Below are 14,298 nucleotides of genomic sequence, written 5' to 3' on the forward strand. Positions count from 1 at the left end.
GCAATGGGTGGCATCATCCTGGCCCTCCTGGTCATCTTGGCGGTGCTGGTGATCACCACGCTGGCCAAGACGATCAAGATCATCCCGCAGGCGCGGGTCGGCATCGTGGAGCGCTTCGGCAAGTTCCAGTCGAAGCGTGACCCCGGCCTGAACGCGGTGATCCCGTTCGTCGACAAGGTGCGCTACATGATCGACATGCGTGAGCAGGTCGTCGCGTTCGCGCCGCAGCCGGTGATCACCGAGGACAACCTGACCGTCTCCATCGACACGGTCATCTACTTCCAGGTCAACGACCCGGTCGCGGCGACCTACGAGATCGCCAACTACATCCAGGCCGTCGAGCAGCTCACCATGACCACCCTGCGCAACATCGTCGGTGGCATGACGCTCGAGGAGACCCTGACCAGCCGCGAGCAGATCAACTCCGGCCTCTCGATCGTCCTCGACGAGGCCACCGGCCGCTGGGGCATCAAGGTCAAGCGCGTCGAGATCAAGTCGATCGACCCGCCCATGTCCATCAAGGACGCCATGGAGAAGCAGATGCGCGCCGACCGCGACAAGCGCGCCGCGATCCTGACCGCCGAGGGCCAGCGTCAGTCCGCGATCCTCTCCGCGGAGGGAAACAAGCAGTCCGCCATCCTCAACGCCGAGGGTCAGCGCGAGTCGCAGATCCTGGCGGCGCAGGCCGACCGTGAAGCCGCGATCCTGCGCGCCCAGGGTGAGGGCCAGGCCATCCAGACCGTCTTCCAGGCGATCCACGACGGCCGTCCCGACCAGTCGCTGCTGGCCTACCAGTACCTGCAGATGATGCCGAAGATCGCCGAGGGCGACGCCAACAAGGTGTGGATCATCCCGAGCGAGATCGGCAACGCGCTCGAGGGCCTCGGCTCGACGATGAACAGCCTCAAGGGCATCCCGGACGAGGTCGAGGGCCCGGTCAAGCGTGTCGACATGGGCTCGGCCGAGCCGAAGCTCGACCTGGAGAAGTCCTCCTCCGCGGCCGCGGCCGTCGAGGAGGCGCTCGCCGAGGCGAAGCAGGCCGAGGCTCCCAACCGGCCGCAGGCCCCGCAGACCCCGCAGACGCCGTCGGCTCCGCAGCCTCCTGCCGAGCCGACCGTCTAGGTGGATCCTCTCCAGTCCGCCCTCATCCTGATCGCCGGGGTGGGGGCGGGCACCATCAATGCTGCCGTCGGATCCGGGACGCTGATCACGTTCCCGACGCTGCTGGCCTTCGGCGTACCTCCGGTGGTCGCCAACGTGTCCAACACGATCGGCCTGGTCCCGGGCTCGCTGGCCGGTGCCTGGGGCTACCGTCGCGAGCTCTCCGGGCAGCGCGGGCGGATCCTGCGGCTCGGCGTCGCCGCTCTCATCGGCGGCGCGGTCGGCGGGATCCTGCTGCTGGTGCTGCCGCCGGGGGCGTTCGAGGCGATCGTCCCGGTGCTGATCGGTCTCGGCGTGCTCCTGGTGATCACCGGGCCACGCATCTCCCGGTGGGTCGCGGAGCGACACGGCGAGCTGCCCGACGATGGCAGCGAGCGCTGGTGGGTCTGGCCGGCGATCGCCGGGCTCGGCGTCTACGGCGGCTACTTCGGTGCCGCCCAGGGTGTGCTGATGATCGCGATCATCGGCATCGGGGTCGCCGAGTCGCTGCAGCGCCTCAACGCGCTCAAGAACATCCTGGTCGCCATCACCAACGGCATCTCGGGGCTCATCTTCGCCGTCGTGGCCGACGTCGACTGGAAGATCGCCGCCCTGATCGCGGTCGGTGCGACGCTCGGCGGCCTGCTGGGCGCGAAGATCGGCCGCCGGCTGCCGCCCAACGTGCTCCGCGCCGTGATCGTCGTGGTCGGCATCACCGCACTGGTGGCCTTCCTGCTGGGCTGAGTCTGGTGGGATGGGCCCATGGAGCTCTACGAGGCGATGCGGACCACCCATGCCGTACGCGACTTCACCGACGACCCGCTGCCCGACGAGGTCATCGCCCGGATCCTCGACAACGCCCGGTTCGCGCCCTCGGGCGGCAACCGGCAGGGCGCCCATGTCGTGGTCGTACGCAGCCAGGAGACTCGTGAGCGTCTGGTCGAGCTGACGGCGACGGGTGCCCGCAGATACCTCGCGCAGCAGCGGGCCGGCGAGATGCCGTGGAACACGGTGCACCCGACGGCGGTCACCGACGAGCAGATCGCCGCGACCCGGGTACCGAGCGGTATGACCCAGGCGCTGCGTACCTCTGCGGTCGTGCTCGTCTTCCTCGTCGATCTCGGCGTGGTCGCCTCCCTCGACTCCGAGCTGGACCGGGTCGGTGTGGTCTCCGGAGCCTCGGTCTACCCGCTGGTGTGGAACACGCTCCTGGCCGCGCGCAACGAGGGCTTCGGCGGCGTGCTCACCACCATGGCGGTCGCCGAGGAGCCGGCGCTCCTGGAGCTGCTCGGCGCTCCGGCAGGCTACGCCGTCGCTGCGGTCGTGCCGCTGGGGAAGCCGGTCAAGCAGCTGACCAGGCTGAGGCGTCAGCCGGTCGAGGAGTTCGTGACCCTGGAGACCTTCTCCGGGACTCCGCTGAGATGACTGATGGCGGGATCCCGGAGGATCCCGCCATCAGTGTCGGACCTGAGGATCAGGCCTTGTCGGCAGGAACGGCCGCGGTGGCCGGCCCGGTGCCGTTGCTGTTTCCGTTGCTGTGGTCGTCCTCGATGACCGCGAGCGCGAAGTCGTCGCCGTGCTCGGTGACGCCGGTGATGACGGCCTGCTGCACCGCCTCCTCGGCGTATTGACCACGCACGATCAGCGGGTCATGGGCCAGGTCGCGCTGCAGCGAGACCGCGAGCCCGACCATGATCACCGTGAACGGCAGCGCCGCCACGATGGTGATCGTCTGCAGGCCGGACAGCGCGTCCGCGCCGCCGGCGATCAGGCCAAGGATGGCCACGACACCGGTCGCGACACCCCAGAACACGACCGTCGACCGGCTCGGCTCCTCCGAGCCGCGCTCGGAGAGGGTGCCCATCACGATCGAGGCCGCGTCGGCTCCGGAGACGAAGAAGATCGCCACCAGCACCATCACCAGGATGCTCATCACCGTGGCCAGCGGGAACTGCTCGAGGGTGGTGAACAGCTGGGACTCGACGCCGCCGAGACCGGCGATGTCGACGTCGCCGGCACGCTGCACGTCGATGGCGGTCCCGCCCATGATGCAGAACCAGATCACGCTGACGGCGCTCGGCACCAGGAGCACACCGGCGACGAACTGGCGGATGGTGCGCCCACGCGAGATCCGCGCGATGAACATGCCGACGAACGGCGTCCAGGAGATCCACCAAGCCCAGTAGAAGACGGTCCAGGACCCGAGCCACTCCGAGGTCTCTGTGCCGCCGACGCCGGTGCGGGCCGACATCTGGGCGAGGTCGCCGATGTAGGTGCCGAGCGAGGTCGGGATCAGGTCGAGGATGAAGACCGTCGGGCCGACCACGAACAGGAACAGCGCCAGGAACAGTGCCAGCACCATGTTGATGTTGGAGAGCCACTGGATGCCCTTGGCCACACCCGAGACCGCGGAGATGACGAAGCAGACCGTCAGGATCGCGATGATGCCGATGAGCACGTTGTTGCCGACCTCGCCGAGTCCGGCGACGATCTGTAGGCCGCTCTCGATCTGGATCGCGCCGGTGCCGAGCGAGGTGGCCGAGCCGAAGAGCGTCGCGAAGATCGCGAAGATGTCGATGGCCTTACCGGCCGGTCCCTCGACGGTGCGCTTGCCGAGCAGCGGCGTGAAGGCCGAGGAGATCAGGCTGACGCGGCCCTTGCGGTAGGCGCCGTAGCCGATCGCCAGGCCCACGACGGCGTAGATCGCCCAGGGGTGCAGCGTCCAGTGGAACATGGTCGTCGCCATCGCGTGCTGGATGGCTTCGGGGTTGCCCGCCTCGCCGGTGCCCGGCGGCGGGGTGACGAAGTGCGAGATCGGCTCGCTGACGCCGTAGAACATCAGACCGATGCCCATACCGGCGCTGAACATCATTGCGACCCAGGAAGCCGTCCTGAACTCCGGCTTCTCGTCGTCACGGCCCAAGGGGATGTTGCCGTACTTGCTGACCGCGAGCCAGATGATGTAGATGACGAAGCCGCTGGCGGTCAGGACGAAGAACCAGCCGGCCTTGTCCAGCACCCAGGCGAGCGCGTCACCAGCGACCTTGCTCAGGCCGTCGGTGTTGATGAAACCCCAGGCCATGAACGCGATCGCGATGGCCGCGGCAATGCCGAAGACCACCCAGTCGATTCCCTTACGTTGTTCCTGTTCGCTCGAGATCGGCAGGTCCAGCGCGGGGTGGGGAACGACTTCGCCCGTGGGGGATTTGATCAGACCAGTGGGGTTGTGATGGTCGGAATGGTTCGGACTGTCTGTCTTCTTCTCAGAAGTCACACTGTTGTCCTTCCGGTTGGTTTCGGGACCACAGCACCCTAACGCGCACTGTCTTTGCCTTCTGTTCACCGGGGTGCGGCGACCGGACGATTGACAACGAGAACTGGCCCGACTGTGTCGGGCCAGTTCATGTGCTGTTTCGGGTCTGAGGGGACCGATATACCCCTGCGGGTCTAGACCCCGTACGCCGCCAGCCAGCGCTCGATCTCGGCGTAGGCCTGCTTGCGAACCTCAGGGCGCGACAGGATCACGTCATGCTTCGCGCCGGGGACGGCGATGTAGGTGACATGGCTGCCGATCGCGGTCGACCAGCGGCGGATCTGGCGCACGTCGAGCACGATGTCGGTCGAGTGGACGAGCTCGCCCATCGCCTTGGGCTTGCTGGAGCGGTCGGAGGAGAGCACCAGCACCGGCGCCTTCACGTCGAGGCCCCGGTGGAGCTTGGAGTGACCGTCGCGGATCGCCTTGAGCCAGCCGAGCCGGATCGGATAGGAGCCGACCGGCTTGAGACCGAGGTCGAACTCCCACTCGCCGTCGTGCTCGACGTGCAGCGACATGGTGTAGAAGCCGCTCACGTCACGGCCCAGCTCGCGCATCGGAGCCCGGTGGCCGATCCGGCGCACCACCGGCGTGGCGACCTCGCGCAGCAGGAACGAGCCCTGCAGGTCGAGCCACGGGGAGTTGAGCACCATCCCGGCCAGCTCGTCGGGCTGGCGGTCGTCGGCCCACAGCGAGGTGGTCAGGCCACCGGTGGAGTGGGCGCTGAGCATGATGTGGGAGTGGCCGTCACGCTCGGTGATCCGCTCCCAGGCGGCGTCGATCTCGTCGAAGTATTCGGCCAGATCACCGACATACGTCCCCGACTGGTGCTCACGCAGCGAGCGACCGTACTTGCGCAGGTCGAGGCCGTAGAAGTCGTAGCCGCGCGCGGTCCACCACTCGGCGTACTCCTTCTGGAAGAAGTAGTCGGAGAAGCCGTGCACGTAGAGGACGGCGCCCTTCGCATCGCCGTCGTCGGCCGGCCGCTTGACCAGCGTGGCCACGACGGTGCCCTCGAAGTCGTCCGCGAGCTCGATGGTCTCCACGGTGTAGGGCTCACCGAGTACGTCGATCGTCATGAACGCATCTTCTCACCAGAAGGAAGGAACCAGGCCCCAACGTCCGTAGACGTCGGTCACGATCTCCTTCAGTCGCTCGGAGTCGGGGACCGCGTCGGGGTCGAGGGCGCGGATGCCCAGGTTGCACGTGTCGCCGACCTCGCACCACCACGAGGTGACCCCGCCCCGCATCCGGCGCAGCTCGCCGCGGGTCGCACCGAGCGCCAGGCCTCGGAAGACGATCGAGTCGGCGGCCACGCCGAACGGCGCGATGAAGTCGGGGTCGGGACGACCCAGGTTGGAGGCCAGGCCGAGCGGCGTGACGACGTTCTTGAGCAGCGACTTCGCGATGCGGTCCGGGATCATCTGCGCCAGCGGCGCGATGTGGGCGATCGGGTCGGGGCGGGTTCCCTGGAACAGCGCCGAGAACTCCTTCTTCGACCGCTCCCGGATGTGGGCGAGGTCGGTGACCCGGCCGATGCCTTCGCGCAGCTCGGTCTCGACCGCGATCGAGACGCCCGAGGTGGCGTTGGAGCGCAGGTCGCCCTCGCCGCGCATCGAGACGGGCAGCGACATCTTGACCGGCTCACCCGGGCGTACGATCCCGGCCGCGAGGAGCACCTCGACCGAGATCGCGATCTGCAGGGTGTTGGAGGTGCCGCCGGCGCGCTCGACCGCCGCGTTCCACTCCGAGACCGGGCAGTCGGCGCCGGCGAAGGCCACCTCGTGGACCACGTGGTCGTCGGGCTGAGGTGCCGGCACCGGCCGCTTCTCCGAGGACTGGGCCTCCAGCGGCGCGAGCTGCCCGGCCTTCCGAGCGGCGCGCAGCCCGCGGGTGGCAGCGCGTGCCATCGTCCGGGCGTCGCGCCAGTCGTCCTGCCGGGTGACCTCGGTCGCGGCGGGGTCGTCGAAGGGGAGCCGGGGCAGGGGCTGGCGGCGTACAGCCGCGATCAGGGCGCCGAGCTTCATCCCGCCGTCGCAGACGATGTGCGAGGCGTTGTAGGTCACGACCGTGCCGCCGTCGGTGGTGTAGGCCATGAAGAACGCCCACAGCGGTCCCTTGACCGGGTCGAACGGCACCTCGTCGGTCGTGGTGTCGAGCCAGGACATCACCTGGTCCGGCTTGATCCGGTCGGGGTGCAGGCGGACCGGCTCGGCCGTCGTCGCCGGCACCCAGCGGGACCGGGCGCCGGGCACCTTCGGGCGTACGACGAGGCGGTTGAGGGGGCCTTTGGCAAGCTCGTCGACCACCTCCTGGACCGGCTCGACCGGGATCTCGGTCGGGAACCGCCAGGCGGTCTGGCCGACGACCGGGACCCCGATCACGGTCGCGGAGCGGAGGAAGACCTCGTCGTCGTACGTCAGCCGGTTGGTGCGCTCGGGAGCGAACGGCGCCGGGCGGGCGCCGGGGCTCGCGGGCGGCAGTGAGGGCAGCATCACAGGCTCGGGCATGCGGTCTGGGTCCTGTCGTTGGGGGATTCTAGGGACGATGCGGTTCGTCTTCGGGTTGATGGGCAGTCGCGGCGACGTGCAGCCGGCGCTCGCCGTGGCCCTCGAGCTGCGCCGTCGCGGCCGCGAGGTCACCGTCGGGGTCGCGCCCAACCTGGTGCCGCTGGCGGCGAGGCTCGGGCTCGACCCGCACGCTGTCGGCCCTGACAGCGGTGCGCTGCTCGCCTCGAGTCTGGTGCGCGAGGAGATGCGCTCGGCCAATCCTCGCACCCGGGTCCGGGCGGTACGGAAGGTCTCCGCCCACGGCTGGGACGACTTCCGCGCCGACCTGGTCTCGCTGGCGGGGGAGCGTGGCAGTGCCGACGTCGTCGTCGCGGGTCTGCTCGGTCAGGAGGTCGGCTCGGCGCTGGCGGAACGGATCGGTGCCGGCTTCGCCGCGCTCCACTACTTCCCGGTCCGCTCCAACCGGTCGGTGAAGGTCGTCCCCGGGCCGGAGGTGGTCCAGGAGAAGGCCTGGGACGTCGGCATGCGGATGCGCTGGGAGCTGACCCGCGAGGCCGAGAACGCTCAGCGCGCCGCCCTCGGTCTGGCCCCGGCACGCACCCGGCTGCAGACCCGGCTCCGCGACCGCGGTGCGGTCGAGGTGCAGGCCTACGACCCGCTGCTCGTGCCCGGTCTCTCGCAGGAGTGGGGCATCCAGAGTCCGTTCGCCGGCTTCCTGGCGCTGAGCGGTGGCGACCGGCTGCGCCTGGGGGAGACCGGGGTGGGTGATGACCTCGGTGACTGGCTCGCGGCGGGCTATCCGCCGGTCTACGTCGGCTTCGGGTCGATGCCGGTGGCCGACCCGGCCCGGCTGGTGGCCGATGTCGCGGGCGCGACCGCCGACCTCGGCCTGCGCGCGCTCGTCAGCAGCGGCTGGAACTCCTTCGAGGTCGACGTCCCCGATCACGTACGTCTCGTGGGTGCCGTCGACCACGCCGCCGTGCTTCCGCGGTGCGTCGCCGCCGTCCACCACGGCGGCGCGGGCACCACCGCCGCGGTGCTGCGGGCGGGGATCCCGAGCGTGGTCGGGTGGTACTCGGCCGATCAGCCCGTCTGGGGTCGCCTGCTCGGCGACCTCGGTGTCGGTACGTCGTTCCGGGCCGGCCGCCTGGACCGAGACCGGCTCGGTGAGGCGCTTCGTAGGGTGCTGATGCCGGGCGTACGCGAGCGGGCCGCCGAGGTCGCGACCCTGCTGATCACACCCGAGGTCGCCGTCGCGCGGGCTGCTGATGCGCTGGAGCGGGCCTGCTGAAGCGAAGCCCGAAGCAATGTGCACTGCTGAGGGCGTCACCACACCTCGACGGTCAGACCCCACGAGCCGAGCTCCTCGACGACCAGGCTCTTCAGGAACTCCAGGTCGGGCACGCGGTCGGGCTCGGCGGCGACCAGGTTGAGCGTCGTACGCGGCCCGGACTGGATCAGCCAGGCGATGATCCCGCCGCCGACGTCGTAGGCGTCCTGAGCGGTCGCGTTCTGGTAGCCGGCGAGCCCGGCCACGAGACGTACGTCATCGCCCATGGCGTAGCGGTAGTCGTCGGGGAGCTGGGGCAGGTTGGAGGCCATGCAGGCGGCGGCGGGCGGCTGCGGGAGCTTGTCGAGCACGGCGTCGGGCAGCATCTGCATCATCGCCAGCGGCACCGGGACCAGCCCCGGACCGGCCTGGCCGAGGCGGATGTAGGCCGCCTTGGAGAGCTTCTTGATCTCGGCGAGGTCACGCCGGTCGAGCACGTCGCGCGGCACCTCGACCATGGCCACGCGCGTCGAGTTGGAGCGTACGTCCCCGGGCTGGAAGTCGCTCATCGGCAGCGAGACCGGGACATCGCCCCGGTCGACCGGCACGTGGTCGATCCGGACGAGCAGGTCGGCGACCACGTTGATGAACCAGGCGTTGGTCGAGCCGCCGTGCTCGGCGGCGATCTTCGTCATCGTCTCGGTGTCGAACTCGGTGATCATCCGCGGCATCCGCCACGTCTCCGGAGCCGGGTTCGGGGTGGTCTCCGGGTAGACGCGCGGTGCCTTGGTGGCCAGCGCGGCGGTGCCGTCCTTCTTCGCCCGGCGACGGGCCCTGGCCCAGTCGCGGACGGCGCGCCACTGACTTCGGGAGTCGGCTGCCTCGGCACGGAGGCGCTCCCAGCTCGTGGCCGGTGCCGGCGGCAGCCGCAGCGGCTCGCCACGGGCGGCCCGGCACACGGCGTCGAGCACGGAGCCGCCGTCACCGACCGCGTGGGCCAGCAGCATCGAGACCACCGAGGTGCCGTCGTCGAGGTTGATCGCGGTGAGCCGGTAGGTCAGGCCCTCGTGCGGGTCGAGGTGGTCGCTGTGACGCTCCTGGAGCCAGTCGGTGATCTCGGCGACCGGCAGGACCTCGTCGTAGAGCTCGATCGACGGGTCCCGATCGGCGTTGGTCCACAGATCGCGGGCTCCGGGGAACTTCGCCCGGTGCAGCCTCCGCGACAGCCCGCCCTCGGCCAGGCCGGCCGCGATGTGGCGCAGCCGGTCGGCGTCGTAGGGACTGTTGAGCCGCCAGATCCACTGGTTGGCGATCGGACTTCCGAGACCCCGATGGCGCCGGGCGAAGAGGTCGTCGGCGAACTGGAGCCGGCCGGAGTTGTCGATCGGTGCACGGGTGGAAGCGGGCATGGGGGAGTCCTCGAGATAGAGCGGGCGGCCGGGCGAAGGCCCGTGGAAAAGCACAGTGGGAGCGCGCGCAGGGGGAGGAGTCAATCGGAGTTGATACGTCATGTAAACCCCCGGGGGCAATAAAGATGTGTGGTGATTCCCACGTTCGGGGGTGGTCGAATTCGGGTCCGCACCTGTGTGCACAATAGGCCGCGACATGGGACGACATCGCTGTCGTCGCACGCGGGTCGCCTTCTCGGGCTACGGCGTTCTTGAGGTTCGTTCGGGTTCCCGAGTTGGCGTCGTGCCGCAATGAGCCCCCCACCTCAGAGAGGAACTCCACCTCCGATGGAGTACACCGAGCTGTCCGCGTACGACGTACCCCCGGGCGAGGTGACCGCGTGGATCCCCACCGCGGAGCCGAGCTCCTGGGTCGACGACGACCGCCGACTGTCCCACAACCACGAGCTGCACCTGGACACCGCCGAGGCGGGCTCCTGGATCGGGTCGATCATGCGGTTGTCCGGGCGGCTCGACCCCGACGCGCTCGGTCTCGCGCTCCGGGCCTGGATCGGACGCCACGAGGCGCTGCGCGGCACCGTCGAGGAGACCTCTGCCGGGCGGCGGCGTCGCGTCGTCGCGCCTGCTGACGTGTCGGTGACGACCACGGCCCTCGGCCGGTTCGACGGCGAGGACGCCCGGGGCCGCGTCTCGGACTTCCTGGCCGACCACATCGACCCGTCGGCCTGGCCCTACGTCGTCTTCGCGACGGTGGCCGACGCCGACGGCTTCACCCTGGTCTTCGGCGCCGACCACGGCGTCATGGACGCCTACTCCCAGCTGCTCTGGTTCGAGGAGATCGCCACGCTCTATCAGCGGGCGCTGGCTGGTGAGCCGTTCGCCGAGCTGGCCGCGGCGACCACGGGCAGTCACATCGACCACGCCGCCGCCGAACGGGTCACCGGCGAGGCGATGTCCCTGGAGAGCGAGTCGGTGCGGGTCTGGCGCGACTGGCTGACCGGTCCCGACGGCCAGCTCCGGTTCGCCGACTTCCCGGTCCCGGGGATCACCGACGTACCCGCCTCCGCGTCGCCGCTGCCGCAGGCGAGCCTGTCGCAGTGGCTCGGCGACCCGCGCCAGGCGCGGGCCCTGGGCGAGCTGTGCAAGAGCGCCGGCGTCTCGTTCCAGGCCGGAATGATGGGCGCGATGGCGTACGTCCTGCGTGCCCAGCACGGCGTCGAGCGGATGCGCTTCGTGGCGCCCATGCACACCCGCTACTCCGCCGAGCACGCCACCGCCGTCGGTTGGTACGTGGGCCTCGTCCCGGTCACCCTCGACATCGCCGGCGCTGCGACGCTGCCCGAGGTCGCCGCCCGGGTCCAGGCGGCGCTGGCCGAGACGAAGCCGCTGGTCCCGCAGCCGTTCGCGCGGGTCGCGGGGCTGCTCGGCGTCGACGACGCCCCGCACTTCGTGGTCACCTTCGTCGACACCCGCTTCATCGCCGGCGCCGAGCACTGGAACGACTGGGACGCACGTACGCTGCGCGCCCCCGTCCGCGCCGACGACGAGGTCTACCTCTGGCTCGTGCGCGACCGGGACGGCCTCAACGTCTCCACGCGCTACCCGGAGACGGTCGCCGCGGAGCGGGTCGTGCGCGACCTGATCGGCGGGATGAGCGACCTCTTCGACGAGATCGCGCGGCCCGAGACCGCCTCGCTCGAGGGGACCGCATGAGGATCGGGCCGCTCGCCGATCTGGCTCCCGCGGCGGGCCGGGTGGTCGTGCTGCGGCCGACGCCGAGGTGCCAGGCGGCGGCCGATGCCGCGCCGGTCTCGCCGGGAGCGCCCTCGTTCCTGCAGGCCGACCACCTCGACGCCTACCGCGCCAAGGTTGCCGCCGGTGGCGTGCACCGGGCCTGGACCGGCACCGCCGGTGAGTTCTCCGGCGCCTTCTCGGCTGCCGCCTACGCGGAGGCACTGACGTCGTTCGTCGGCCGCCACGAGGGGCTGCGGACCTGGTTCGACCTCTCCGGTGAGGTGCCGGTGCGGCACCTGGTGCCGGCTGAGGCGATCGCCTTCGAGGCCGTCGAGGTCGAGGCGCCGGCCGACTGGTCCGGGGGCTGGGAGGACCTCCTGGTCAGCCTCTGGGACGAGCAGTGCCGCCCCGACTCCTGGGCGCCGTTCCTCCTCGGCGCGATCGTGCGGGAGGACGGCTTCACCTACTTCTGGGGCTGCGACCACGCCTTCACCGACGGCGCCTCGCAGCTGATGATCCCGGCCGAGCTCGGTGCCGCCTATGCCGCCGCGGTCGGGGCCGAGGTCGAGCCGCTCCCCGAGGCCGGCAGCTTCGTGACGTACGCCGCCGCCGAGCGGCAGCTCGCCGCCGAGTGCGACGCGGACACCCCGGCCGTGCGCGAGTGGATCGACATCGTCTCGCGTCACGGCGGGCGGCTGCCGCGGTTCCCGGTCCCGCTGGGGCTGGACGCGGGGGAGACCGCGCCGGTCCGGGTCCGGCGATGGACCGCTCTCGAGGGCGAGGCGGTGGATGCGCTCGAGTCGCTGTGCCGCACGGCCGGGGGACGGTTCACCAGCGGCGTCTTCGCGCTCCTGGCCCACGCCGAGCAGCGCCTGACCGGCAGCTCGGACTATCTGGGGATCACCGTCCTCGGCACCCGGTCGCAGGAGACCGCGACGTCGCACGGCTGGTTCTGCAACTTCGCACCCGTCTCGATGCCACTGGGGCCCACAGTCGAGGAGACCGTCTTCGCGGAGACGGTGCTCGCCGCGGAGAAGGCCTTCGGGACCGCTCGCGAGCTGGCCCGCACCCCGGTCCACGTGCCGCTGGGCGCCATGGTCGCCGGCGGCGTGCTCGCGCCGAGCGAGCTGGCCAGCCCGCAGATGGTCTCCTACCTCGACGTACGCAAGTTCCCCGGCGCCGGCACCACCCCGTTCGACACCGGTCTGCACTTCACCGGTGAGGGACGTACCGCCAACGCCAGCCTGTGGGTCAACCGCTTCGCCGACCGCTTCGAGCTGGCCACGCAGAGCCCCGACACCGAGCAGGGTGGGCGGGCCGTGGTGACCTACCTCGAGGCGCTCCGCGACGTGCTCGCCGACCTCGGCCTGCCGGTGCGTCCGGTGGACGCTGATCAGATCATCGGGACCGGGCATGCTGGTCACGACGGCTGATCTGTGGGAGCCCCGGCCGGGCACGCTGCTGCGGTGGGACCTCTCCGCCCCGGCGCACGGTGCGCCCGCCGAGCTCTCGCTCAACCAGCGCAACCACCTCGCCGGTGCGACGGCCGGCGCGCCGACCGTCTGGCTCGCGGCCGCCTTCGAGGTCGACGGCCCCATCGAGCCGGTCGCGCTCTCGCGCACCTGGCGTGCGTTCCTCGCCCGTCACGGCAGTCTGCAGCTCGAGGTCGTCGCCGGATCCGACGGGCCGCGGTCGCGTCGCCACCACCCCGGCACCCTGACCTGGTCGGTCGCCACCGTCGGTCACACCAGGACGGTCGAGGAGACCCGCGCCGCGCTGCACAGCGCCCTCGACGAGAGATGCGGACCGTTCGGCTATCCGGCGTTCCTGCCTGCGGCGATCTCGCGTCCCGACCGCTCCACGATCGTCCTCGGCATGGACCACCTGCACTGCGACGCCCATTCGATCGCGGTCGCGGTCGAGGAGCTCGCGCAGCTCTACGCCGCCTTCACCGAAGGTGGCGAGGAGCCGCGGCTGCCGGCCGTCGCCTCCTTCCCCGAGGCTGTCACCCAGGGGGCCGACGGCCCGGCGTGGGTCACTTCCGACGACCCGCTGCTCCGCGGCTGGGGCGAGTTCCTCGGCGGCCGCGGCCACCGGCTGCCGACCTTCCCGCTGCCGCTCGGCCTCGAGCCGGGGGAGCGGGCCGCCCAGGCCACCGCGGTTGCGCCGCTCGCCGACGCCGGCCTGATGGACCGCATCGGGGTCCGTGCCCGCAACAGCGGCGCCTCGACGTACGCCGCCGTCCTGACCGCCCTCGCCACCGCGATCTCCGACCTCGGTGGCGGTGAGCGCCTGGACACGATGGCGCCGGTCTCCACACGCTCCGCGGAGCACCTCACCCGCTCGATCGGCTGGTACACCACCACCGTCCCCCTCACCGTCCCCGCCTCGCTCACCGACCTGGGGCTGGCCGAGGCCGGCGACGCGGTCCGTCATGGCGTACGCCTCGGGTCGGTGCCGCTCGACCAGGTCCTCGGCTCGCTCACCGAGCCGTTGGTGCAGACCCGCAGCGACGTCTTCGTCGTCTCCTGGGTCGACTACCGCCACGTCCCCGGTGGCTCCGCCCACCTCGATCGCGACGCCCAGCACATCTCGGCCTCCACCCTCGCCGACGACGTGCAGATCTGGTTCTCCCGTACCCACACCGGTCTCGACGTCCGCGTCCGCTACCCCGACACGGCCGTCGCCGCGGCCTCCATCGAATCGCTCCTCGACCGTCTCCGGTTGAGCCTCGTCGATCTCTCCCGCCAGCCCGACGACCTCGCCATCCTCCGCATCGACTCCTGAGCCGGTTCTGGCAGCCGGAAATGTCGGTGCCGTGACCTAACGTCAGCCGCGTGGGCCCGAGCATGGCGAAACCCCGGCGATGTGGCTGTTGCCAGGGATCGTTCCGGGGTCTTCGTCGTCAACTCTACGGGGGAA

Annotated in this window: 11 protein-coding genes; 7 read left to right on the forward strand and 4 right to left on the reverse strand. The window is 70.6% G+C overall.

Features of this window, described 5'->3' with window-relative positions:
- The first annotated feature begins 3 nt into the window (after positions 1-3).
- Genes OG984_RS03415 through OG984_RS03425 form a run of 3 tightly spaced genes read left to right on the forward strand, consistent with a single transcriptional unit; the run spans position 4 to position 2,565 of the window.
- Positions 4-1,122 carry an SPFH domain-containing protein gene (locus tag OG984_RS03415; RefSeq protein ID WP_328530247.1) on the forward strand — a complete coding sequence of 373 codons (1,119 nt, stop codon included), beginning with the start codon at positions 4-6 and terminating at the stop codon, positions 1,120-1,122.
- Positions 1,123-1,884, forward strand: a complete 762-nt coding sequence (locus OG984_RS03420; protein ID WP_328530248.1) for a sulfite exporter TauE/SafE family protein — start codon at positions 1,123-1,125, stop codon at positions 1,882-1,884.
- Positions 1,885-1,902: 18 nt separating this feature from the next.
- Positions 1,903-2,565: a nitroreductase family protein gene (locus OG984_RS03425; protein WP_328530249.1), complete on the forward strand. Its 663-nt coding sequence runs from the start codon at positions 1,903-1,905 to the stop codon at positions 2,563-2,565.
- Between the two features lie 49 nt (positions 2,566-2,614).
- Here the strand turns inward: OG984_RS03425 and OG984_RS03430 are convergent, their stop codons facing one another.
- The 3 genes from OG984_RS03430 to OG984_RS03440 form a co-directional block, all read right to left on the reverse strand.
- Complete coding sequence (locus tag OG984_RS03430) at positions 2,615-4,261, reverse strand: BCCT family transporter (RefSeq protein ID WP_328530250.1); 1,647 nt, start codon at positions 4,259-4,261, stop codon at positions 2,615-2,617.
- 326 nt (positions 4,262-4,587) lie between these two features.
- Entirely contained in the window at positions 4,588-5,532 is a 945-nt protein-coding gene (locus tag OG984_RS03435) for an alpha/beta hydrolase (RefSeq protein WP_328530251.1), read from the reverse strand.
- Between the two features lie 12 nt (positions 5,533-5,544).
- Complete coding sequence (locus OG984_RS03440) at positions 5,545-6,963, reverse strand: hypothetical protein (protein ID WP_328530252.1); 1,419 nt, start codon at positions 6,961-6,963, stop codon at positions 5,545-5,547.
- Between the two features lie 37 nt (positions 6,964-7,000).
- Here OG984_RS03440 and OG984_RS03445 point away from each other — a divergent pair, with 37 nt between their 5' ends.
- Complete coding sequence (locus tag OG984_RS03445) at positions 7,001-8,254, forward strand: glycosyltransferase (protein ID WP_328530253.1); 1,254 nt, start codon at positions 7,001-7,003, stop codon at positions 8,252-8,254.
- A gap of 35 nt (positions 8,255-8,289) precedes the next feature.
- On the opposite strand, the gene OG984_RS03450 is transcribed toward OG984_RS03445, so the two are convergent.
- Positions 8,290-9,642, reverse strand: coding sequence for a hypothetical protein (locus OG984_RS03450; RefSeq protein ID WP_328530254.1), 1,353 nt, complete (start codon positions 9,640-9,642; stop codon positions 8,290-8,292).
- A gap of 327 nt (positions 9,643-9,969) precedes the next feature.
- Between OG984_RS03450 and OG984_RS03455 the strand changes: the two genes are divergently transcribed.
- Genes OG984_RS03455 through OG984_RS03465 form a run of 3 tightly spaced genes read left to right on the forward strand, consistent with a single transcriptional unit; the run spans position 9,970 to position 14,163 of the window.
- Positions 9,970-11,355 carry a condensation domain-containing protein gene (locus OG984_RS03455; RefSeq protein WP_328530255.1) on the forward strand — a complete coding sequence of 462 codons (1,386 nt, stop codon included), beginning with the start codon at positions 9,970-9,972 and terminating at the stop codon, positions 11,353-11,355.
- A complete protein-coding gene (locus tag OG984_RS03460) occupies positions 11,352-12,809 on the forward strand; it encodes a condensation domain-containing protein (protein WP_328530256.1) in 1,458 nt (485 codons plus the stop codon). The genes OG984_RS03455 and OG984_RS03460 overlap by 4 nt, the downstream gene beginning before the upstream one ends.
- On the forward strand, positions 12,790-14,163 hold the full coding sequence (locus tag OG984_RS03465) for a condensation domain-containing protein (protein ID WP_328530257.1): 1,374 nt from the start codon (positions 12,790-12,792) through the stop codon (positions 14,161-14,163). Before OG984_RS03460 ends, OG984_RS03465 begins: the two co-directional genes overlap by 20 nt.
- Positions 14,164-14,298 lie beyond the last annotated feature (135 nt).

The sequence above is a fragment of the Nocardioides sp. NBC_00368 genome (assembly GCF_036090055.1).
In the GTDB taxonomy this organism is placed as follows: Bacteria; Actinomycetota; Actinomycetes; order Propionibacteriales; family Nocardioidaceae; genus Nocardioides.